General features: G+C 51.0%; 22 protein-coding genes. 21 read left to right on the forward strand and 1 reads right to left on the reverse strand.

Translation table 11 applies throughout. The features are described from left to right. Window positions 1-3 precede the first annotated feature (3 nt). The 8 genes from DWX68_RS08850 to DWX68_RS08885 all read left to right on the forward strand — a co-directional run bounded on the left by DWX68_RS08850 (window position 4) and on the right by DWX68_RS08885 (window position 10,111). Complete coding sequence (locus DWX68_RS08850) at window positions 4-1,347, forward strand: MATE family efflux transporter (protein WP_118629132.1); 1,344 nt, start codon at window positions 4-6, stop codon at window positions 1,345-1,347. Window positions 1,348-1,481: 134 nt separating this feature from the next. Continuing rightward, on the forward strand, window positions 1,482-1,874 hold the full coding sequence (locus DWX68_RS08855) for a prepilin-type N-terminal cleavage/methylation domain-containing protein (RefSeq protein ID WP_118629134.1): 393 nt from the start codon (window positions 1,482-1,484) through the stop codon (window positions 1,872-1,874). Window positions 1,875-2,188: 314 nt separating this feature from the next. Continuing rightward, window positions 2,189-3,037 (forward strand): DNA adenine methylase, encoded by an 849-nt coding sequence (locus DWX68_RS08860; protein ID WP_118629136.1) that lies wholly within the window; start codon window positions 2,189-2,191, stop codon window positions 3,035-3,037. Further along, window positions 3,024-4,313 carry a hypothetical protein gene (locus DWX68_RS08865; RefSeq protein WP_118629138.1) on the forward strand — a complete coding sequence of 430 codons (1,290 nt, stop codon included), beginning with the start codon at window positions 3,024-3,026 and terminating at the stop codon, window positions 4,311-4,313. The genes DWX68_RS08860 and DWX68_RS08865 overlap by 14 nt, the downstream gene beginning before the upstream one ends. Before the next feature lie 153 nt (window positions 4,314-4,466). After that, a complete protein-coding gene (locus DWX68_RS08870; protein WP_107000719.1) occupies window positions 4,467-5,819 on the forward strand; it encodes an MATE family efflux transporter in 1,353 nt (450 codons plus the stop codon). Window positions 5,820-5,842: 23 nt separating this feature from the next. Next, window positions 5,843-6,355: a phosphatase PAP2 family protein gene (locus tag DWX68_RS08875; protein WP_118629216.1), complete on the forward strand. Its 513-nt coding sequence runs from the start codon at window positions 5,843-5,845 to the stop codon at window positions 6,353-6,355. A 484-nt stretch (window positions 6,356-6,839) separates the two neighbouring features. Continuing rightward, complete coding sequence (leuA, locus tag DWX68_RS08880; protein ID WP_118471458.1) at window positions 6,840-8,507, forward strand: 2-isopropylmalate synthase; 1,668 nt, start codon at window positions 6,840-6,842, stop codon at window positions 8,505-8,507. A 404-nt stretch (window positions 8,508-8,911) separates the two neighbouring features. Continuing rightward, window positions 8,912-10,111, forward strand: coding sequence for an amidohydrolase family protein (locus DWX68_RS08885; protein ID WP_118629141.1), 1,200 nt, complete (start codon window positions 8,912-8,914; stop codon window positions 10,109-10,111). Window positions 10,112-10,248: 137 nt separating this feature from the next. Here DWX68_RS08885 and DWX68_RS08890 read toward each other — a convergent pair whose 3' ends face one another. Further along, a complete protein-coding gene (locus DWX68_RS08890) occupies window positions 10,249-10,842 on the reverse strand; it encodes a cupin domain-containing protein (protein ID WP_022360036.1) in 594 nt (197 codons plus the stop codon). A 244-nt stretch (window positions 10,843-11,086) separates the two neighbouring features. Here DWX68_RS08890 and DWX68_RS08895 point away from each other — a divergent pair, with 244 nt between their 5' ends. The 13 genes from DWX68_RS08895 (at window position 11,087) to DWX68_RS08955 (ending at window position 23,409) form a co-directional block, all read left to right on the forward strand. Beyond that, window positions 11,087-11,893 (forward strand): threonine/serine exporter family protein, encoded by an 807-nt coding sequence (locus DWX68_RS08895; RefSeq protein WP_118293643.1) that lies wholly within the window; start codon window positions 11,087-11,089, stop codon window positions 11,891-11,893. Beyond that, on the forward strand, window positions 11,893-12,375 hold the full coding sequence (locus DWX68_RS08900; protein ID WP_243017092.1) for a threonine/serine exporter family protein: 483 nt from the start codon (window positions 11,893-11,895) through the stop codon (window positions 12,373-12,375). The genes DWX68_RS08895 and DWX68_RS08900 overlap by 1 nt, the downstream gene beginning before the upstream one ends. Window positions 12,376-12,494: 119 nt before the next feature. Further along, entirely contained in the window at window positions 12,495-13,355 is an 861-nt protein-coding gene (locus DWX68_RS08905; protein ID WP_243027670.1) for a LicD family protein, read from the forward strand. Further along, a complete protein-coding gene (locus DWX68_RS08910; RefSeq protein ID WP_333490965.1) occupies window positions 13,355-14,638 on the forward strand; it encodes a lipopolysaccharide biosynthesis protein in 1,284 nt (427 codons plus the stop codon). Before DWX68_RS08905 ends, DWX68_RS08910 begins: the two co-directional genes overlap by 1 nt. 196 nt (window positions 14,639-14,834) lie before the next feature. Next, window positions 14,835-15,926 carry an aminotransferase class V-fold PLP-dependent enzyme gene (locus DWX68_RS08915; protein WP_118471450.1) on the forward strand — a complete coding sequence of 364 codons (1,092 nt, stop codon included), beginning with the start codon at window positions 14,835-14,837 and terminating at the stop codon, window positions 15,924-15,926. Beyond that, on the forward strand, window positions 15,923-16,642 hold the full coding sequence (locus DWX68_RS08920; RefSeq protein WP_118629145.1) for a phosphocholine cytidylyltransferase family protein: 720 nt from the start codon (window positions 15,923-15,925) through the stop codon (window positions 16,640-16,642). Before DWX68_RS08915 ends, DWX68_RS08920 begins: the two co-directional genes overlap by 4 nt. 128 nt (window positions 16,643-16,770) lie before the next feature. Then, a complete protein-coding gene (locus DWX68_RS08925; RefSeq protein ID WP_118629147.1) occupies window positions 16,771-18,762 on the forward strand; it encodes a DUF2142 domain-containing protein in 1,992 nt (663 codons plus the stop codon). Between the two features lie 230 nt (window positions 18,763-18,992). Beyond that, on the forward strand, window positions 18,993-19,868 hold the full coding sequence (locus DWX68_RS08930) for a glycosyltransferase family A protein (protein WP_338108854.1): 876 nt from the start codon (window positions 18,993-18,995) through the stop codon (window positions 19,866-19,868). Further along, window positions 19,865-20,815 (forward strand): glycosyltransferase, encoded by a 951-nt coding sequence (locus DWX68_RS08935; RefSeq protein WP_118493858.1) that lies wholly within the window; start codon window positions 19,865-19,867, stop codon window positions 20,813-20,815. Before DWX68_RS08930 ends, DWX68_RS08935 begins: the two co-directional genes overlap by 4 nt. Beyond that, on the forward strand, window positions 20,805-21,542 hold the full coding sequence (locus DWX68_RS08940; protein WP_107000710.1) for a glycosyltransferase family 2 protein: 738 nt from the start codon (window positions 20,805-20,807) through the stop codon (window positions 21,540-21,542). Before DWX68_RS08935 ends, DWX68_RS08940 begins: the two co-directional genes overlap by 11 nt. 4 nt (window positions 21,543-21,546) lie before the next feature. Beyond that, window positions 21,547-21,930 carry a DUF2304 domain-containing protein gene (locus tag DWX68_RS08945; RefSeq protein WP_107000709.1) on the forward strand — a complete coding sequence of 128 codons (384 nt, stop codon included), beginning with the start codon at window positions 21,547-21,549 and terminating at the stop codon, window positions 21,928-21,930. 90 nt (window positions 21,931-22,020) lie between these two features. Continuing rightward, the gene (gene rfbC / locus DWX68_RS08950) at window positions 22,021-22,575 is read left to right on the forward strand and encodes a dTDP-4-dehydrorhamnose 3,5-epimerase (protein ID WP_022360048.1); all 555 of its coding nucleotides are present in this window, start codon (window positions 22,021-22,023) and stop codon (window positions 22,573-22,575) included. Between the two features lie 18 nt (window positions 22,576-22,593). Next, a complete protein-coding gene (locus DWX68_RS08955; protein WP_022360049.1) occupies window positions 22,594-23,409 on the forward strand; it encodes an ABC transporter permease in 816 nt (271 codons plus the stop codon). Window positions 23,410-23,542 lie beyond the last annotated feature (133 nt).

The raw sequence follows: 23,542 nt of genomic DNA on the forward strand, positions 1-23,542 counted from the left end.
ATCATGTCAAAAGATGAGTATTTGATTACCGATGCGCCGCTGAAAGCGTTGACGGTTTTTGCAATGCCGATGATTCTCGGCAGTTTTTTTCAGCAGGTATACAATATGGCGGACTCCATTATCGTCGGCCAGTTTGTGGGTTCCTCCGCACTGGCGGCGGTTGGCGCCTGTGCAGCGCTGACGAATGTTTTCATTTGTGTGGCACTGGGGGCCGGTGCTGGTGCAGGTGTGCTTGTGAGCCGCTATTTCGGTGCCAAAGAGTATGGAAAAATGAAAACGATTGTGTCTACATCACTGATCAGCTTTTTGCTACTGAGCATCATCCTTGGTGTCTTTGGCTTTTGTTTTTCCCATGCGATGATGAGCGGATTACAGACTCCTGCCGATATTCTGGAGGAAGCAGTGCTGTACCTGCGGGTCTATTTTGTGGGCTTTCCGTTTTTGTTCATGTACAATATTCTCTCTACCATGTTCACTTCCATCGGTGAATCAAAAATTCCATTGGGACTGCTGATCTTTTCATCAATCCTGAATATTGTAATGGATCTTTGGATGGTAGCCGGTCTGGGACTTGGCGTGTTCGGTGCGGCGCTTGCAACTTTGATCGCACAGGGCATTTCGGCTGTGTTTTCACTTTTGATTTTCTTTTACCGGATGCGGCGGTATAAGAGTATCTTTGCCTGGTTTGACGGACAGGAGCTGCGCTCGATGCTTCGGATTGCTGTTCCGTCGGTTCTTCAGCAGTCTACCGTATCCATCGGTATGATGATCGTACAGGCGGTGGTAAATCCTTTTGGAACACAGGCACTCGCCGGATACGCGGCAACGATGCGTGTGGAGAATGTTTTTTCCCTGATTTTTGTGTCCATCGGCAATGCGGTTTCCCCATTTGTTTCCCAGAATCTTGGCGCAAACAAAACCCAGCGCATCAAAAAAGGCTACCACGCAGCATTGGTGCTGGATGTGTGTTTTGCGGCGCTTGCTTTCCTTGTCATTGAAACGCTGCACACGCAGATTTCATCACTGTTCCTTGGAAAAGACGGAACCGCCCTGGCTTATCAGGTGTCTGGGGATTATATGAGATGGCTTGGTTACTTCTTTATCTTTATGGGAATTAAAATGGCGACCGATGGAGTCCTTCGCGGACTCGGAATCATGCGGCCATTCCTCATTGCCAACATGGTAAACCTTGCGATCCGCCTGTCCGTGGCATTGATCGGTGCACCACGTTTTGGCATTGATTTTGTTTGGCTTGCCGTGCCGGCAGGATGGCTTGCCAACTTTTTGGTGTCCTATGCGGCACTGAGAAAATCCTGGCCGGCTGAGAAAGTGGAGTCATCCCGATAAATTTGGATGTACTGAAACGAAATACATACTTTTGCCTTGTTTGATTTATGAATATCGATTTTGTTAAAAATATGTATTTGCATTAGAGAAAAAACGGGTATAATAACATAAACTGACAGAAGGAGAAATTTGTGATGAAGAGACGGGAAGGTTTTACACTGGCTGAGCTATTGATAGTGGTGGTTATTATTGGAATACTGGTATCAATTTCAATTCCGATTTTTACGGCACAGATGCACAAGGCGAAGGTGGCGGCAGACTGGGCGAATCTCAGGGCATATTATGCGGAAATACAGGCAGATTATATGTCTACCCAGAAGAAGAATCCGAAGGTTAAAATTTGGGGTGTAGATAAAGAACATGACTATAATTCGGTGACTTTTTTAGATGGGCATAAGGCTGAGATGAAGGCTGGAACCTGTGCAGTTAGTTTTACTGATAATAAAGGATATTCAATTGTGTATCACTGTAATAAAACGCATAAAAAATGTGACTTGGGTTTGGGGGAGAACTACACTAGTCAATGATAGAGTATTGAGAATACATAAGGAATTTACGCAGAAAGCGTAAATTCTGTGCATCGCGAAGCGTGTTACTGAGAACGCAGTGAACAGTAACAAATTAATAGTAAAGTGGATAACATCTACTTCTAATGCTGGACATCCACCCCAAAGTCAAGTATAATAAACTAGAACAGTTGTACGATTATAATAAACGGGTAATCAGAGCACAAGCGGACATCTGATTTCCCGTTTTTGTGTTGCAATGTATCCGGAAGAAGCTGCCGGCGGCAGGTTCTGTAGGTGAATAGAAAGACAAACAGAAGGAGGTACCCTATCCGATGTCAAGAAAAAATCCGTTCGTCATGCCCATCCTCAAATGGGTAGGCGGCAAACGGCAGCTGCTGGACAGCATCAATCCGCTGATCCCGGAATGTTCGACCTATTATGAGCCGTTTATCGGGGGCGGTGCGGTGCTCTTTGGGAGACAGCCGAACAAGGCGGTGATCAATGACTCCAACGAAGAGCTGATCAATGTATACCGGACGATCAAGGAAGAGCCGGAAGAGCTGATTGCGGCGCTGAACGCACATAAGGAACAGAACTGCGAGGAGTATTATTATACGGTGCGGGCGTGGGATCGTGACAAGGAGACGTATCAGACGCGGACCAACGTCGAGCGGGCAGCGCGGATTATTTATCTGAACAAGACCTGCTACAACGGTCTCTTCCGCGTCAACAGCTCCGGCGAGTTCAATTCTCCGTGGGGCAGATATAAGAACCCGAATATCACGAACGAGGCGACTATCCATGCGCTGAATACGTATTTAAATAAAGCGAATATCACGATCAAATGCGGCGATTACCGCGAGGCGTTAAAGGGCATCCGGAAGGGCGCGTTCGTCTATTTTGACCCACCTTATATGCCGATCAGCTCGTCGGCGTCGTTCACGGGCTACACGGCTGGGGGCTTCGGGGAGGAAGAGCAGATCGCATTAAAAGAGCAGTGTGACATGTTGAATGCAAAGGGCATCAAGTTTCTGCTTTCCAATTCGTCCTGCGAATTTATCGAGGATTTATATAAAGATTACATCATCGACCACGTGGATGCCAAGCGCGCGATCAACGTGAAACCGGAGAAGCGCGGGGAGATTCAGGAAGTTCTGGTACACAATTATGAGCTTGATTGACGATAAATGGAGAATTTTATTTGATAAATACCGGATTGAGCGGGAAATTGAGAAACATGGGCGGGTTTACATCACCGCCGACCAGATCCGTGAAGTCAAGGAACCGCGTTTGATGACGAAATTTGATACGCGGGAATCCCTGCCGCGGGTGTTTGGAAAGAAAATTTCGATTCTTCCGGTGTCGCGCGGCGGCTATGTGCTGGGCGAGTTTGACTTATATCAGGATTTTCCGGAGATTCCGTCCGGTATCAAGCGAGTGACGAGCGCGAAGATACCCGATTACTTTGAGTCGATCGACCTTCATGACATCCGTTCGGAAGCCAGCGCGATCAACGTTATGAGCATCACGGGGATTCTGGATGATTTTCTGGGCGAAGATCGCATGGTGCAGACGGTTTCGGGGCGGATGGGGTCTGGAAATTTTGAGTTTTATGTCAGCGACTATCAAAAATCAGAGCTGATTGAGAAAAAGCCGCTTATCCAGGTACAGAATTCGCAGGTCGAGATCGACGGCGGATTTGAAAATGAGAATGTATTTACGTTGATCGAGGGGAAAAACGTCGTCCACAGCAATTTTCTGATCCGGCAGCTCTATTATCCGACGAGACTCTGGGCGGGGAAGATACACAAGCCGATCCGTCCGGTGTTTATGGTGTATTCGAATAATATTTTCCGCCTGCTGGAATATGAATTTACGGATCTGCGCTATTACAATTCGCTGCGGCTGGTACAGGAGCGAAATTACAGCTTAGAGGAAATTGAGATCACGCTGGATGATTTATACGATGTCTGGGCACGGACAAAGGTCAAGCCGGAACCGGCGGTTACCTTTATCCAGGCGGACAGTTTTTACAAGGTTATTTCACTGGTGGAACGTCTGAACGAGAATTCAATGACGAGTGGGGAGATCGCGCAGCTTTTTGGATTTAAGGAGCGACAGTCGGACTATTATTTCAATGCGTGCCGCTATCTGGGGCTGGCGGAGAAGCAGACGGATGAGGACGGCGTGAAAGTGCATATCACGGCGAGCGGAAGACGGCTTTTGAAACTGCCGTATAGGGCGCGCCAGCTTGAATACGTCCGCCTGATTCTGGAACACCCGATTTTCCACGATCTATTCGAGGCTGCCCTTCAGATCGGAGATGTGCCAGACAAGGAGTATGTTGCAAAGAAAATGCGGGAATACCAGGTCTGCGGGGAAAATCTGATCGTGCGAAGGTCAAGTTCAGTGCGGGCATGGCTGTACTGGATTCTGACGCTGGTGAACGAAGGATAGGGAAATGGTGAGGAATTATTATATGTATCCGTTATCATGCTAAGGGGGTAATTTTGTCTCAGATGCGGCGGCGTCCGTGCATGTGATGCCTGACCGTTAGAAAAACAGACCATTTGGACAGAGAATAAAATATAGAAAGTTACAGGACAGCATATGGGCAGACAAGAGCAGACAAATCATCTTTTCAGCAATCGCGATCTGCGGATTCTTCTGGTTCCGCTGATCGTAGAGCAGATTTTAAACTCCCTGATGGGTACAGCGGACAGCATTATGGTCAGCAACGTGGGATCGGCGGCGATCTCGGCGGTTTCGTTGGTTGACTCCATCAATATTTTAGTGATACAGGCATTCTATGCGCTGGCGGCAGGCGGCACGATCGTCTGCTCCCAGTACATCGGACAGAAAGATAAGAAAAATGCGGAGGAATCCGCGAGACAGTTATCTTTTGTGGTGGCGTGCATCTCGTCGGCGGTCATGGCAGTCTGCCTTCTGACACGCGGACCGCTGCTGCGGCTGATTTTCGGCAGCGTCGAGGCGGATGTCATGGAGGCAGCGCAGACCTATTTCTTCTACACGGCGCTTTCGTTCCCATTTATCGCCCTCTATGATGCCGGTTCCTCGATCTACCGGGCGCAAGGAAATACAAGGCTTCCGATGACGATCGCGGTCGTCTCTAACGGGTTAAATATCGCCGGAAATGCGGTGCTTATCTGGGGCTTCCATCTTGGAGTTGCCGGTGCGGCGATTGCCACGCTCGGTTCCCGCGTTATCTCGGCAGTGGTGGTGTTCGCCTTTTTGCACAATCCCAGCCAGGAAATTGCGGTGCGTGACTATCTGCATATCCGTCCGGACGGACGCCGGATTATGCGGATTCTCTCATTGGGAATCCCAAACGGTATCGAAAATGCGATGTTCCAGTTTGGAAAGCTTGCGATTCAGTCAACCGTCTCGACCCTCGGGACGATCGCGATCGCAGCCCAGGCGATGACGAATATTCTGGAAAACTTAAACGGCATCGCGGCGATCGGTATCGGAATCGGCATGATGACGGTGGTCGGACAGTGTCTCGGCGCGGGGCGCAAGGATGAGGCGATCTATTATATCAAAAAATTGACGGCAGTGGCGGAGGTCGTCATCATCGCAAGCTGTGCGCTCGTATTTCTGGCGACGAAACCGGTCACGATTCTGGGCGGCATGGAGCCGGAGAGTGCGAAGATGTGTCTCTACATGGTCGGATGGATCACGGTGGTAAAGCCGATCGTCTGGACGCTCGCATTTATTCCGGCATATGGAATGCGGGCTGCCGGGGATGTGAGGTTTTCGATGATTCTCTCCTGCATCAGTATGTGGGCGTTCCGGGTGACGCTGTGCATTTATCTCTGCCGCGTCCACGGCTTCGGACCGATCGCGGTGTGGATCGGCATGTTTACAGACTGGACGATCCGGGGCATCGTATTCACATTCCGCTTTATGGGCCGGAGATGGCTCGCGCATAAAGTTGTATAAAAAACAGAGGGAGCAAAATGAAAATGGAGTTACAAATACTGGATTGGATTCAGCAGATGCGGACGCCGGTGGGCGATGTCTGGATGGTGTTTATTTCGCGGCTTGGAAATGCAGGAATGATTTGGATTCTGTTTACATGCCTGCTGCTTATGATTCCGCGGACGAGAAGATGGGGAGCTGCGCTGGCGGCAGCGCTCTGTCTGGATGCGATCATCTGTAATATCTTACTAAAGCCTATGGTTTGCCGGATCCGTCCGTGCGATGTGAACCAGACAGTTCAGCTGCTCATTGCCCGCCCGGCGGACTATTCCTTCCCGTCGGGACATACGGCGGCTTCGTTTGCTGCAGTCGCGGCTCTGTACTTTGCCGGGGCGAAAAAATGGTGGAAAATCACGCTGCCTCTGGCGATCCTGATGGCGTTTTCAAGAATGTATTTATATGTGCATTACCCGACCGATGTTTTGGGCGGCATGATTGTGGGATGCGCGGCGGGGTATTTTGGAAACCGGCTGGCAGCGGGAATTTGCCGTATTTAAATGCGAAGCCGCGGCAAATTCCGTTACTGGGCACGTGTGCGTGAACAGTAACAAGAGATGCCAGAACACTTGTAATTACCCCGTTTTTCTCTTGATATCCTTTATTTCCGATGGTATAATCTATAATCGAAATAATTTCTTTTATGATAGAAAAGGGATGATTATGATGGGGTTAGACCAGAATCAGTAATTTTATTCATTGTTAAAAGGTACGGTGTGATCTATCGACTCCAAAGCTTAGGATGATAGGAACTGCGTTTTTTGATGATGAGGTACCTGGAAAGAGACCAGGGGTAATGTGCTCTCGGAATCTTTCTGTGCTTGATTTTGTGAGATGATTTTTTTGTCAGTTGTGCCCAAATTTCTGAGGCGTTGGCGTTGCGTCCGCCTCTGAAATTCGGGTGCGGCTGGCGGAAAATCAGCCACAAAAGCAGGTGCAGAAAAGACTCCAAGAGTACATTATAGAGTGATGGAGGAGAAAGACATGTTAAATTACAAGAAATATAAGAGAGTTCCGGTGGTAGATTACCCGGAGCGTGAGTGGCCGAATAAAGAGATTGAGAAAGCGCCGATCTGGTGCAGTGTTGACCTACGCGACGGCAACCAGGCACTGGTTGAGCCGATGGTCGTAGAGGAGAAGATCGAGATGTTCAATCTCCTGGTAAAACTTGGATTTAAAGAGATCGAGATTGGCTTCCCGGCAGCTTCCCAGATCGAGTACGATTTCCTGCGCCAGTTAGTAGAACGCAAGCTTATCCCGGACGACGTAGTTGTACAGGTTCTGACCCAGTGCCGCGAGCACCTGATCAAGAGAACCTTCGATGCCATCCAGGGTATTCCGAAGGCGATCGTACATATTTACAATTCGACTTCTACTTTACAGCGTGAGGTTGTATTCCATGCAGACCGCGAGGAAGTAAAGCAGATCGCGATCGATGGTACCCGCATGGTAAAGAAATATATGAAAGATTACGACGGAAAAGTAATCCTTGAGTACTCTCCGGAGAGCTTTACCGGAACTGAGCTTGATTTTGCACTGGATATCTGCACCGCTGTACAGGAAGAGTGGGGCGCAACCCCGGACAATAAGATCATCATCAACCTTCCGGCAACGGTTGAGATGACGACTCCGAACGTATACGCAGACCAGATCGAGTGGATGAACAGGCATTTTAAGAACCGTGACAGCATTATTTTAAGTATCCATCCGCACAATGACCGTGGTACCGGCATTGCAGCGACCGAGCTGGCTCTCTTGGCAGGTGCAGACCGTGTCGAGGGCACACTGCTTGGAAACGGCGAGCGTACTGGTAATATCGACATATTAAATATCGCTTACAATATGTTCTCGCAGGGTATCAACCCGGAGTTGAATCTGGAAAATGTAAAGGAGATCACCGAGGTTTGCGAGCGCTGCACAAAGATGACCGTTGATCCGAGACATCCGTATGCAGGCAAGCTGGTATTTACCGCATTTTCCGGTTCCCATCAGGATGCGATCAGCAAGGGTATGCAGGCGCTTCAGAAGAGAACCGATGGCATCTGGGAAGTTCCGTACCTGCCGATCGATCCGAGCGATATCGGACGCGAGTACGAGCCGGTTGTCCGCATCAACAGCCAGTCCGGCAAGGGCGGCGTAGCCTTCGTTATGGATTCCTTCTACGGATTCCGTCTTCCGAAGGGAATGCACAAAGAGTTTGCTGACATTATCCAGAAGATTGCAGAGAAGCAGGGCGAGGTAGCTCCGGAGCAGATCATGGACGAGTTCCGTGCAAACTACCTGGACAGAAAAGAGCCGATGCACTTCAAAAAATGCCAGATCACAGACAAGGAGTACGAGGGCGGCGCATTCGCAACCGTTGCAACTCTTACCTTTACCGCTCATGACACCGAGCGCACCGTTGAGGGCGTAGGTAACGGACCGATCGATGCGGTACAGAGAGCGATCGAGGAGGCACTTGGCATCGAGATCCGTGTTCTGGACTACAACGAGCATGCACTTCGTTCCGGTTCCGGCGCACAGGCAGCGTCCTACATCCATCTGATGGATGTAAAGAGCGGCCGGGCAACCTACGGTGTCGGCATCAGCTCTAACATTACGAGAGCATCTATCCGCGGTATCTTCAGTGCGGTAAACAGATTGTTCTACTAAAAAATAAAATGAATCAATTCAGAGTGACTGCTTGTGTGTGGACAGTCGCTGGTTTGGGCGGTATGCAGAAATGTGTGCCGCTCTTTTTCTGCCTGCCCGTGAACAGTAACAATTGAGTTACTGTTCACAGGTAGGCACTTTTGGAACCGAAAGTGCCGTAAGAAAACGTGGTGGCAGCACGAATTTGCCGTATTTAAATGCGAAGCCACGGCAAATTCCGTTACTGGGCACGTATGCGTGAACAGTAACACAATTGAAACACGTTTTAGCGTACACTCCGCATTCCAATATTGACAAGAACAAAATCCCGGTGTTACGATATAGAAAACTGAAAAACTGCATGAAATGACGATATTCGACTGAAAATTTCATGCTTATGAAAAAGAGAAAGGAAGTCCGTGAAAATGATTCTAAGGGCGAAGTATTTAATTACCGGAGATGGCAGAACCTGTTTGCAGGATCAGGCGGTGTATCTGGATAAAGAGGGAAAAATCGGCTGGATAGGAGACGCTGCGGAAGCGGCGGGGCGCTACCCGGAAGAGATGGTAAAGGATTACGGCGAGGCGACGATCCTGCCGGGACTGTTTGATATGCATGTGCATTTCGGCTACTACTACAGCCAGCCGGATCTGGATAATTATGACGATTATATGGTGGCATACTATGCGCTGGAGCAGGCGAAACAGTCGCTGCGGCTCGGTATCACGACGGTGCGCGATCTGTCCTGCCCGCCCAATCTGATGAAGCAGCTGCGCCTGGCAGGTCAGAAGGGATATGTGACGGTCCCGCGGATCATCCATGCGGACGCAGGTATCTGCATGACCGGAGGACACGGACATCAGGATGGGGTCGAGGAGGCGGACAGCCCGTGGGGCGTGCGCGCCGCTATCCGAAGACAGCTGCGCGCGGGAGCTGACTGGGTCAAGATCCTGACGAGCAACCGCGGCGATATTCCGGAATTTACCCAGGAAGAACTGGATGCAGCGGTCGATGAGGCGCACCGCCAGGGGGTGAAGATCGCGGTTCATTCGGGTACGCAGCCGTCGATTCAGATGTGTATTGACGCGGGATTTGACACGATCGAGCACGGAACCTTTTTAACAGAGGCGCAGGCGCGCCAGATGGTAGAAAAAGGAATCGCGTGGACGCCGACGATCACGGCGTACACATATTTGTATGAGCAGACAAAGCAGATGATCGAGGCGGGTGTGGACATGGACAACCCGATCGCCGCCAGAGCCGTTCACGATCAGGCATTTTTCCAACCGGCGTTTGAGGCATACCGGGATAATTTTAAAAAGCTCTATGACACAGGGGTCACGGTGCTGGCAGGCAGCGATATGGTACTTTACAAGGCACCGCCGCTTCCGATTCATCAGGAACTCGGCTATATGGTAGACTATGGAATCACGCCGGTGGAGGCAGTGAGAACCGCAACATACAATGCGGCGAGCGTGCTTGGAATCGAGAAGGAGACGGGTAGCCTGAAAGAGGGCCTGGCGGGGGATCTGCTGGTTGTAAAGGGAGATGTCTCAAAGAATATTCGTGCGCTGGATGATGTGCTGGAAGTGTATCTGGCAGGAAAAATGGTGTATACGGTGTAAAAGATATGAAAAAGCTGTCTTTTTCAGAAGTGCAGGAGTTTTTGTTTCCTGAGATGGGAAAACCAAAAAGAAAATAAAAACATCTTGAAATTCTAAAAGAGACAGCTTTTATTATGTATCTATACCGCGCAGACTGTTTAAAATACGACTTCATTCCCATGAACAAACGGATTCGGCGTGTGTACGGTCAGAATCTTAACGACACGGTTTGTGTTGTTGACCCAGTCATGCGGGGTCTGGGAGTGGATCTGGATGCTGTCGCCCGGATTCAGGCAGTATTCGCTGCCGTCCAGATATACGGTCAGGATACCCTCCAGAACGTAGATAAATTCTTCACCGTCGTGCTGATTCATCTCAAGCTGGTTTTCAGAGCTTGTGGTGGCAGACGGCATCAGGTGGAAGATACGCGGAAGACAGGCAAATCCCTGTGCATTTCCATTGACCAGGTACTGTACGATCTGGGGGTTGATCTGGGAACAGTGCATGGCAAAACTCCGGCTGACCGGGGATTTCTCCTGATCGGCGGAGGAGTCAAAGAACGAAGACAGACTGACTCCGAGAATCGTAGCAAGCTTTGCCAGAGAGTCGATTGCAATCGAAGAGAGACCGCGCTCCAACTGGGAAAGAAAGCCGATGGACAGACCGGACTCTTCGCTGAGCTGTTTCAGTGTGTATTTTTTTGCGGTACGGAAGGCTTTTACCTTGGCACCGATGGTAACATTATGATCCATAGATATATCCCCCTTGCGGCATCATTCTTTAATATAATATATTCACTATACAGGATTTTTGTTGGAACGTCAACCAAAGGGGTAGTTTTGACGGGTAAATTTAATTCGAAATGGAACGATTTTTTGGGAAAAGACCAAAATGGGCGGCGGATTTGGAGAAGTGAATCAGTGAGCGGATAGATGGGGGAGAAAATGGGATAGAGAAAACAGGTGGACAGAAAATAAAAACAGGGGGAGAAACAGAATGAAGGAAATAGTACGTGCTTCGATCGAGGATTGTTCCCAGATCGAGCGCTTCCGTTTGGTGACCCGTCTGGGGAATGCGATCCTTTCCAATGGCGGGGAGGTATTCCGGGCGGAGCAGGCGATGGAGTATGCGGCGCGGGCGCTGCGTCTTGAAGCATTTAATGCGTATGTGATTGCGAATGGAATTTTTTCAAATGTGGTGATTGACGGGCGGTTTTATTCCAGCCGTATCTGTCATGTGCCGCTGGCACCTACGATTCTATGCCGGGTGGATGCCTTAAATGATCTGTCGAGAAAGATTGCGGCGGGTAAATGCGGTCCTTATGAGATGCGGATGCGCCTTGAGCAGATTGAACACATGAAAGTGCTCGAAAATCGGGGAAAGGTTCTGGCGGCAGGAATTGGAAGCGCTGGATTTTGTTACCTGTTCCAGGGCAGCCTGCGCGATACGGCGGCGGCATTTGTGACGGGCGTGCTGCTGTATCTGTTCCTTTTATACGCAGCTCCGCGCTTTTCTTCGTCCCGGATGATGCAGACGATCATGACGAGCAGCGTGCTTGCATTGTGTTGTTGTTTGCTGTGCTGGATCGGGCTGGGAGAAAGCCTGGATCATGTCATGATCGGAGCTGTGTTCACGCTGGCGCCGGGTGTGCCGCTGACCAATTCGATCCGGAATTTTTTGGAAAATGATTATTTATCCGGTCTGATCCGTTTTGTAGACGCCTTTTTGACGGCGGGCTGTATCGCGATCGGAGTTGGTGTGGCACTGCGGTTCTGGATGTTTGCGATGGGAGGTATGCTCTGATGGAAATGGCAGGGGAAATTCTGGGGCAGCTTCTGGCGGCCTGTGTCGGAACTGCCGCCTTTTCGGCGCTGTTTGGAGTTCCGAAGAAGTATTGGCTGGATTGTGGTATCTGCGGGGCAGTCGGCTGGGGCGTGTATCTGGCGGTCATGGCAGCTTATCAGACGCCGATCATCGGGACCTTCACGGCGAGCGCGGTCTTGACGATGCTGTCGCGCTGTCTGGCGATACAGCGGAAAGCGCCGACGATCCTCTTTCTGGTATGCGGCATCTTCCCGCTTGTGCCCGGAGCGGCGATCTATTATACCGCCTACAACTTTTTTATGGGGCAGGAAGCGCTGGCGCTCCAGTATGGCATGGATACAATCAAGATGGCGGTCGCAATCGGGCTGGGGATCGGAGCGGCATATTCGCTTCCGGGACACCTGTTTGGATGGAAGCGGGAGATAGAGGTGTGGGAACCTGAGAAAGAGGGTAAAAAGTAGCCGCGGTTTACTTTTCTTTTAAAATATAGTAGAATACCCTCATACTATTAAGGAAAATATGATCAGCTGCGGCAGGCGTGGGGTGTTCTGCGGGCTTGATGGAGGGGACAGACATCGATATGGACAGTAAATTTTATGAGCCAGAAGTTCTGAAACAGCTGCAGGGAGAGATTCTGTCGATTCTGGATGATTTTATCCGGATCTGTGAAGACTATCATCTGGAATATTTCGGGATAGCCGGAACGGGAATCGGCGCGCTGCGGCACAAGGGATTTATTCCCTGGGACGACGATATCGATATTGCGATGCCGCGGCGGGATTTTGAGCGCCTGCTCCGGATCGTGGAAAAGAAGATGAGCGACCGGTATCTGGTTCTCAATGCAGAGCGATATCCCAATTATCCGCTGATGACAACCCGTCTGGTGAAGAAGGGGACGGTGTTTGTTGAGGAGGTTATGAAGGATGTGGACTGTCCGTTCGGCATCTTTCTGGATCTTTATGTGCTTGACAATGTGGCGGACAACCCGGTTCTATACCAGATTCAGTCGTGGACGGTCTGGTTCTGGAGTAAGCTGATGATTCTGCGGGCGATTCCGCGTCCGACGCTGCAGCAGCGGGGCATCAAGGCGAAGCTTATCTGGGCGGTCTGCGGGATGGTCTACAAGGCGATAAAGCTGCTCCATATCTCGCCTCAGTGGCTGCGGATGCGCTGTGAGCGGGTCTGCCGTAAATACAATAAATACCGGACACGCCGGATGGCATTTCTGCCGGACACAAGCCCATACTGGAATGTCGTGGATCGGGCGCGCTGTTATCCGCTCCGGAAGCTGGAATTTGAGGGCAGACGCATGAATTTCCCAGGAAATATCGAGGAAATGCTGACAAAAATGTATGGCGATTTCATGCAGCTTCCGCCGGTTGAAAAACGCAAAACACACACGCCGAGCCGGCTGGAATTTTCAAAGGAAGAGATACTGTAGTGGTAAAATATTTAGCGAACGCCCTGATCGGTGGAGACGGGCAGATTGAAAAACGAAATATGAGCTGGAATATGATAGGGAGCTTTCTCTATGCACTGGCGTCCATGGTGCTGACGATCGCGGTCATCCAGATTGTCGGCGAGGATGAGGGCGGTATCTTCTCCTTTGCGTATTCTACATTTGGTCAGCATATGTTTATGGTGGCCTATTTTGGCATCCGCCCGTTCCAGATCACGGATACGAGGCGGCGGTTTACGTTTGGCGAATATCTGCGGCTGCGCCTGATGACCTGCGGCGCGGCGCTGGTAGCCGGGCTTTTTTATGTGACGGTGATCAACCGGGACTATGCCTTTGTCAAGGCGGCGACGGTGTTTTTAATGGTCGCGTACAAGGTGATCGACGGTTTCGCGGACGCTTACGAGGCAGAATTTCAGCGTGATGGACGCCTGTATCTGACGGGCAAATCAAACGCATTCAGGACGGTTTTATCGGTCGGTGTCTTTTTAGGCAGTTTGAATGCGACCCACAACCTGGTTGGCTCCTGCCTGGCGGCGGTACTGGCGCAGCTGGCGGGCGTGTGCCTGTTTGATTTTTCGGTAATCGGTCATCTGCCGCAGGTGGACTGGGAGGTCCGCTCCGGGCGTGTCGGGCTGTTGTTTAAAGAAAATGTAGTCCTGTTTTTATCGGTTATTCTGGATTTTTATATTTTTTCTGCCGCGAAATATGCGATCGAGGGCAATATGGCGGACAAGTATCAGGCGGTATTCGGTGCGATCTTTATGCCGACCAGCGTCATCAATCTGGTGGCAGGCTTCGTCATCCGCCCGTATATCACGAAACTCTCGGATCAGTGGGAGCGGAATGCGCTCCCGGAATTTGCCGGGACGGTAGGCCGGCTGGCGGCAATCATCGCGGCGCTTACGGCGCTGGCAGTCGGGGGTGCCTGGATTCTCGGAATCCCGGTTCTCTCAATGTTATATCCGAAGATTGCGTATATGCTGCGGGAATGCCGCCTGGCGCTGGCGTTTATCATTCTGGGCGGCGCGTTCAATGCGTATGTGAATCTGTTTTATTATGCACTCATCATTATGCAGGAGCAGAAACGAATTTTTCTGGGTTATGTCGGTGTGACGGCAGCGGCGCTCCTTATTTCTTCGCCCTGTGTACGGGCGGCGGGACTGCTGGGAGGATCGCTTTCGTATCTGCTTTTGATGGCGGCACTGACTGCCTGCTTTGGACTGACGTCGCTTGTGATGTACCGGAGACGGGTACGCGGGATATAGAACTTGTTTAGAATGTACTCTCGGAGTCTTTCTGCACTTGCTTTTGTGGCTGATTTTCCGCCAGCCGCACCCGAATTTCATCAACGTACGCACCGCGTACGCCTCAGAAATTTGGGCACAACTGACAAAAAATCATCTCACAAAATCGAGCACAGAAAGATTTCGAGAGTACATTAGATAGATTTGGAGGAAATGTATGATTAATTTTGCGGTAGGACCGGTTCAGATGGACGAGGAAATCCGGGCGATCGGGGCGGAAGAAGTACCATATTTCCGCACACCGGAATTTTCTGCAATTATGAAGGAAAATGAGCGCCTGATGAAGCAGTTCACGGGGGCGCCTGAGGATGCGCGGGCGGTTTTCCTGACAGGTTCGGGCACGGCGGCGATGGAAGCGGCAGTCATGAACCTTTTTACAGAGCGCGACCGCGTGCTGGTCGTAAACGGCGGCAGTTTTGGCGCGCGGTTTGCGAAAATTTGTGAGATCCATGAAGTTCCTCATGAGGAGATCCAGCTGGAGAGCGGACGGGCGCTTCGGGCAGAAGACCTGGCACCGTATGAGGGAAAAGGATTTACCGGATTTTTAGTCAATGTCCATGAGACTTCCACGGGCGTTCTCTATGATATGGAGCTGATTTCGGACTTTTGCAGACGAAACCAGCTGATTCTGGCGGTTGACGCGGTCAGCTCGTTTCTTGCCGATCCATTTTGGATGGGAAAATGGGGCGTTGATCTGGTGCTGACCGGTTCTCAGAAAGCGCTGGCACTTCCGCCGGGACTCTCGATTCTGGTGCTGGGGGCGCGTGCGATCGCGAGAGTGCAGGAGACGGCGGTCCGCTCGATGTATTTTGATCTGCGCGACTATCTGAAAAATGGCGAGCGGGGGCAGACACCGTTTACACCAGCGGTAGGAGTGCTTTTACAGCTTCATAAACGGCTGACAATGATCGAGGAAAAAGGGCTTGCGACAGAACAGGCGCGGATCCGCTGTCAGGCGGAAGATTTCCGAAGCAAAATTAAAGATCTGCCGTTTGAGATTGTTTCCAATTCTCTCTCGGCTGCATTGACACCGCTTCACCCGACGGGTGTGGATAAAGATGGAAAACCGGTCTCGGCGCATCGGATTTTTGAGATTTTGAAGGATGAATACGGCATCTGGATCTGCCCGAACGGCGGCGCGCTTGCCGACACGGTGTTCCGCGTCGGTCATATCGGCGCATTGACGTCAGAAGACAATGACAGCCTGATTGCGGCGTGGAAAGATATGCAAAGGAGGGGGCTTCTGTGAAAGTATTGATTCTGGCAGCGGGACGGGGAACCCGGATCTCGCGTTATCTGTCGGGAAAACCAAAATGTACGGTGGATGTCGGCGGCGGACAGTGCCTGATCGAGTACACGATCGACCTGCTTCATTCCCGGGGTATCCAGGACATCGGTATCGTGCTGGGCTATGAGGCGCAGGTGATCCGCGAGGTTTTGGCAGATAAGGGAGTATCCTTTTTTTACAACCCGTTTTACGATGTGACAAACAGCATTGCGTCTGCATGGTTTGCGAAGGAGTTCTTGATGGGGGACGATCTGCTGATCATGAACGGTGACGTATACCTGGAGGAAAAATTGCTTGACCGGATCCTCGCGCAGGGCAGGAGCCCGGTGATGTTTGCGGACGAGAGCCGACGGGAGACAGCGGATTATAAGTTCTTCTATGAAGATGGAATTTTGAAAAAATATGGAAAAGAGCTGACCGGGGATGATGTGACGGGCGAGTACATCGGAATCGGACGGTTTTCAGCGGCATTTATGCCGGAATTTATCTGCCGGATGGAGGAGATGATCGACCGCCAGGAGCACGGCGTCTGGTGGGAAAATGTTGTTTACAGCATGACCGGGCAGCAGCCGGTCTATGTCGAGGACGTCAGCGGGCATTTCTGGGCGGAGGTTGATTATATTGAGGATTATGAGCGCATCCTGGAACATAGAGGTGTGGAGAAGATAGTGCGCTAGAGCGCTTGATTTGAAAGACAAAACACGGTTCACGGGTAGGCGCTTTTGGAACCGAAAGTGCCGTAAGAAAACGTGGTGGCAGCAGAAATTTACCGAATTTAAACGGGAAAAATAAGGGAGAAGTACAGATGCAGTTTAACAGGCATTTTATCAATCGAATAGAGAAAAAAGATGTGCTGCGGCTGCTTCTGGCGCTTGTGGCAGTCTTTGTGATCGGTGTTCTGGGCGAGTTTGTCTGCAATTTCCCGGCGCTCCGGGCAAATGGATGGACGCGGCAGGCGACGCGGACGATCGCTCTGGACGAGGTGCAGGTGAGCGGATTTGAGCGGTTAGAGACAGAAAAAACAGAGGTGCTGCAGCTTTCGGATGCAAGCGGTTATCTTCACATTCCACTGGACGGCAGCTATGTCAGCCAGTTTCTCTACCACTATGATTACGATGGTCTGTTAAATGCCACCGTCCGCCTCGGTTACCGCAACATCTACGGCGAGCAGCGGGAGCACGACGCAAAGATGGTCATGGACCGCAACTGCCGGGTGCTGAAATTTTCTTCGGTTCCGGTGAATGGGAAGCTGGACTACGTGGATCTTCTGATTACGCGGGAGGATCTAGACGAAGAAGGGATTTCCTACATGAATTTTGGCGGGATGCCGCTTGCACTGACCGGGTTTGCGACGGTGGCGCGGGCAGGTATCAACTGGTACCGGCTGGGACTTTTCTGGTGTGCGGCGGCGGTTTTGATCGCACTTCTCTGTTTCCGGGATTTCGTGGCAAAGCGCATCGAGGTTGGATTTCTGCTGATCTCCCTGACGTTTGGAACAATATTTTCACTGTCGCTCCCGGCAAATAAGGTGAGCTGGGATGAGGAAGTGCATTTCGCGCAGGCATTCTGGATGGCAAATTACCGGACGCCGGTGCAGGCGGAACCGGCGCTTTTACAGGAGTTTACGACGGGCGTAGATACCTGGCCGTACAATCAGCCGGAGAGTCGGGACGAGCAGGCGGCGCTCACTTCGTATCTGAATCAGAATGCGGGTTACCGGCACGGTGAACATCTCTGGAGTACGGATCTCAACAAAACGACGATGACCGGATATGTGGGTTCGGCGCTGGCGCTGAAAGCGGGAGGGCTGCTTCATATCCCATTTGGAATTCTGTATAAGCTGGGGAGGCTGGGAAATCTCTATGTCTATGCGGCAGTTTTGTATTTTGCCATCAAAAAGACACCGGTCGGCAAGGCGATCCTGGCATTTCTGGCGCTGATGCCCGAGCCGATGATGCTGGCGGGGGCATATTCCTATGACCCGACCGTCACGGCATTTTTGTGGCTGTCTTTCGCGGGCATTCTGGAAGCGGCGCTTGGCGGGCGGAAAATGGACTGGAAAGCGTATGCGCTTATCGTGCTTACCTTTGTCTGGGGCTGCCGCGTCAAGGCGGTATATGCGCCGCTAATTCTTCTGGGACTGATGATTCCGGCAGAAAAGTTCCGTTCTAAACGGGAAATGTACCTGATGAAGGGTGGATTTATCGTGATCTGCGGTCTGATGATGTTATCCTTCATCCTGCCGGTTCTGATCGCGCCGCGCGATATCGGGGATACGAGAGGTGACAGCACCAGCGAGAAAGGGCAGATGGCGTACATTCTGGGACAGCCGCTTGCCTACGCGTGGGTGCTGATCTGCAACCTGTTCCGGACGCTTCCGTCCTATGTGCTGGGCGAAAATTCCCTGGGACTTCTGGGACACACGGGAACGATGTCATTTCCGTGGGCGCTGTACGCCGGTTCGGCGGCCGTTATCCTCACAGCCGGGCAGCCATCTTGTGGAAAACGTCTGTCAAAAAAACAGAAGCTGTGGATATTTATACTCTGCGCGGGAACGGCAGTGCTGGTCTGGACTTCGATGTACATTGCATTCACCAGACCGGGTAATACCTATATCGACGGCGTACAGGGGCGCTATTACCTGCCATTTCTGCCGCTTGTCTGGTTGGTTTTAAACCCGGATCGGGTAATGATGCGGATGGAGAATAAAAACTATCATGCGCTGGTGTTAGGGGCGGCGGCGCTGATTCTGGCGGCAACGGTTTATCTGGATATCTGGATGAAGTTCTGCCGGTAAGCATAAGCAAGCTAGAAGAAGGCAAAGGTTACTGTATACGGGTAGGCACTTTTGGAACCGAAAGTGCCGTAAGAAAACGTGGTGGTAGCAGGAATTTGCCGTATTTAAATGCGAAGCCACGGCAAATTCCGTTACTGGGCACGTATGCGTGAACAGTAACAGGCAAAGATGTTTGAAACGTTAAAATCGATCATAAGTCTGGTAAAAATAAATTCAAGCAGGTACCGCTCTTGAAAAACGAGAAGGCAGAAGTGCGGCATGAAAGAGCGAGAGAGAAAGGGAACGAGATGCAGCAGGAAATCATTCATACATTTGCGGTCTGTGCATACAAGGATTCGCCGTATCTGGAAGAATGTCTGCGTTCGGTGACGAGACAGACGGTCAAATCGGAGGTGATCTGCTGTACCTCGACGCCGAGCAGCTATATCCGGGAGCTGGCAGCGCGGTATCAGGTGCCGCTCTATGTGCGGGACGGGGCGAGCAATATCCGTGAGGACTGGATGTTTGCCTATGGAAAGGCGCAGGGGCGTTTCGTCACGATCGCCCATCAGGACGACCGATACCGCAGCGATTATGCCGAAAAGCTTTTAAAGGCATGGAAGAAATATCCGGATCTGTTGCTGTTTGCGAGCGATTATCTCACGATCCGCATGACGGAGAAAGAGGGAAAAATGAAAGCCATTCCGGAGCCATTTAACATGGTCTGGCTGGTAAAAAAGATACTGCGCCTGCCGCTGCGGCTTCGTTTCCTGGCAAACCGCACATGGATCAAGCGGAGCAGTGTCTGGTTTGGCAATTCAATCTGCTGTCCGTCCTGCACGTACAATAAAGAACAGATTGGGGACGATATGTTCCATTCGGAGTATGATTTTGCGCTGGACTGGGACAACCTTTACGAGCTGGCGGGCAAAAAGGGACGTTTTATCTGTTCGGAAAAACCGTTGATTGCCTACCGCGTTCATGCGGCGGCGACGACGAAAGCCTGCATCGAGGACAACCGGCGCCCGGCGGATGAGATGGCGATGTTCCGGAAAATGTGGCCGGACTGGATGGTAAAGATTCTGATGCATTTTTACAGAAAAGCCTATAAGGAGTACGAAAAATGAGAAAAGCCGATGTGATTATACCTACGTTCAAACCGGGGGATAAGCTGGAAAAACTTCTGCGGCGGCTGTTGGAACAGAGTGTGCCGGTGGGCCGTGTGATCATCATGAATACGGAAGAAAAGTACTGGGATGCTGAGCGGTTTGAGTCCTTATTTGAGGGGGAAGATACAAAGCTGACCGTGTGCCATATCCGCCAGTCGGAATTTGACCATGGAAGGACGCGCCATGAGGGAATTTTGAAATCAGATGCGGATGTCTGCATCTGCATGACGCACGACTGCGTGCCGTATGACCGGAATCTGGTGAAAGAGCTTCTGGAGGCGCTGGATGCTTCGGAACGTGTGGCGGCAGCATATGCGAGACAGCTTCCGGCGGCGGACTGCGGTGTGATTGAACGGTATACGAGGGACTTTAATTATCCGGCGGTGAGCCGTCTGAAAGGGAAAGAGGACGAGGACGAGCTGGGAATCAAGACGTATTTCTGTTCCAATGTCTGCGCGGCATACCGGCGGGATATTTACCTGAAGCTTGGCGGATTTACGAAGAAAACCATTTTCAACGAGGATATGATTTTTGCCGGACACGCGGTGGAAGCCGGGTATCAGATTGCCTACGCGGCGGACGCGCAGGTCATCCATTCCCACAATTATACGGCGATGCAGCAGCTGCACCGGAATTTCGACCTTGGCGTATCGCAGGCGGATCACCCCGAGGTGTTTGGGCGCCTTCATTCGGAGGGCGAGGGAATCCGTCTGGTGAAGAAAACAGCGAAATGGCTGGTGGAAAATGGTCATGTGCTTCTTCTGCCGCAGCTTGTGATGGCGAGCGGAAGTAAATATGCCGGGTACTGGCTGGGAAAGCATTATAAAAAGCTGCCGGAGGGGCTGATTCGAAGCCTGACGATGAATCCGGCATACTGGGAAGGAGAAGTGGGCGATGGAAGATAAGGCGTTATTGTCCACAGAAGAAGCTTCTGGGGCGGAAAAAGCCGAACTTTTGATAGTCATACCGGCGTACAACGAAGCCGAAAATATAGAGCGGGTTGTGAACCATCTGACTGCCAATTTTCCGCAGTATGATTATGTGGTCGTCAATGACGGATCGCGCGATGAGACGGCGGCGATCTGCCAGAGAAATGGATATAATCTGTTGAACCTTCCGGTCAATCTGGGACTGGCGGGGGCATTTCAGGCGGGACTTAAATATGCCGACAAGTACGGATATCAATATGCGGTCCAGCTCGATGGAGACGGACAGCACCGTCCGGAGTATCTGGAATCCATGATCAAGAAAATGGAAGAAGGTTACGATATCGTCATCGGTTCCCGGTTTGTCGGGGAGAAAAAGCCATTTACGATGCGGATGCTTGGAAGTAATCTGATCGAGATGGCGATCCGCTTCACAACGGGTGTCAATATCAAGGATCCGACCTCGGGAATGCGGATGTTCAGCAAGCGCATGATCCGCGAATTTGCATCGGGGCTTAACTACGGTCCGGAGCCGGACACCGTTTCCTACCTGATCCGCCAGGGCGCGCGGGTGGCGGAGGTGCCGGTCATCATGGATGAACGGATTCTGGGAGTCAGTTACCTGACACCGGTCAATGCGATGCGGTATATGCTTAAAATGCTGATTTCGATTCTGTTAATCCAGAATTTCAGAAAGAGGAGGTAGCGCCATGACGCCAACACTCAGAGTTGTCCTGATCGTCGTGTCGATCCTGACAACCTTTATGATTATGCGGAAGATCCGGCAGTCAAAACTCCAGATCGAGGATTCGATTTTCTGGCTGGGATTCTCGTCCATTCTCATTGTGTTCAGTATCTTTCCGGGGCTGCCGGATCTTTTGGCGGAGCTGGCGGGAACGTACACGACTGCCAATTTTATCTATCTGGCGGTTATTTTCCTCCTGATTGTGAAAATGTTCCATATGTCGATCAAACAGTCGCAGCTGGAGACGAAGGTCAAGGATCTGGCGCAGAAGATTGCGCTGGATGAAAATGAGCGGGGGAAAGAGGCACAAACATCTGTAAAAAAGGTTGTCAGCCAGAAAAACGAATGATATAGTTAAAGATGGCACAGCCGAAAAGGATGATGCCAGTTACGTATTGAAAAATGAATTGAAATACCTGCATAAGAAGGAGATAGAAAAATGGGAAAGATTAAAGTAACACCATGTGACATCAAGGGACTTTATGTAATCGAACCGACTGTTTTCAAGGACGAGCGCGGTTATTTTATGGAGACATACAATCAGAACGATTTCCATGAGGCGGGACTCGACATGGTATTTGTACAGGACAACCAGTCTATGTCTGTCAAGGGCGTTCTGCGCGGACTTCATTACCAGAAACAGTATCCGCAGGGCAAGCTGGTGCGTGCAGTGCGCGGTACCGTATTTGATGTGGCGGTAGACCTTCGTACTGGTTCTGAGACCTACGGAAAATGGTTTGGCGTGGTTCTTTCCGCGGAGAACAAGAAGCAGTTCTACATTCCGGAAGGATTTGCACACGGCTTCCTGGTACTGTCCGATGAGGCAGAATTTGCATACAAATGTACCGATTTTTATCATCCTGGCGATGAGGGCGGTATGGCATGGAACGATCCGGAGATTGGCGTTGAGTGGCCGATCGAGGAAGGCATGGAGTTGATTATTTCGGAGAAAGACCAGAAATGGGGCGGCTTCCGGGATGCATTCAAATTTTAAGAATGGAGTTAGGATAGAATGCGGGAACTGATTTCCCTGTTTCGGGAACTGATAGGAAAAAGAAAATTGGTCACCGAGCTTGCCAAGGCGGATTTCCGCAAGCGCTTTGTCGGCTCGTACTTTGGAATTGTCTGGATGTTTATCCAGCCGATGGTTACGATCGCGATCTATGCGTTCATCTTCGGTGAACATGGCATGAAAAATGCGCCGCCGGTTCCGGGGGCGACCTATGTCATCTGGCTGACGCCGGGTATCATCCCGTGGTTTTATTTCAGCGAGATTTTAAATACGGGCACAAACTGCCTGCAGGAGTACCATTATCTGGTTAAAAAGGTAGTATTCCAGGTGGAGATGCTTCCGGTTATCAAGCTTATCTCCTGTTTCCTGGTACATGCCTGCTTCCTGATCATTATGGCGGGGCTGTACCTGATTGACGGGCGTATGCCGTCTGCAACCTGGATTCAGGTGTTATACTATTCCTTTGCGGCGTCGATGCTTGGACTGGCGCTTACCTATTTTACCAGCGCCGTGCAGGTGTTCTTTAAAGATATGGCGCAGATCGTCGGCATCTGCCTCCAGTTCGGCATGTGGCTGACCCCGATCATGTACGACGAGGCAATCTTCACCAGCCGCGCATCCTGGCTGGAGTGGGTATTCAAGCTTAATCCATTCTACTACATCGCCGCAGGCTACCGCGACAGCATGCTTACGGGAAGCTGGTTCTTCGAGCGGCCGACGATGACGATTTATTTCTGGGTGGTAACATTTATTTTGATGATAATAGGACTGAAGGTATTCAAAAAACTTCGTCCCCATTTCTCAGACGTACTGTAGATGGGAAGGGAGCTGCTGTAGATGGTGTTGACAGCTATTGGATTATCGAGATGCGAACAACGATAATCTGAGAAGCTGCCAGTGCCGCCTCCGGCAGCTCCCTTCTGCGACAACTTATCAATAGGAGTTTACA

Origin of the sequence: Clostridium sp. AF20-7 (assembly GCF_003479275.1) — a bacterium.
Classification (GTDB): Bacteria; Bacillota; Clostridia; order Lachnospirales; family Lachnospiraceae; genus Otoolea; species Otoolea fessa.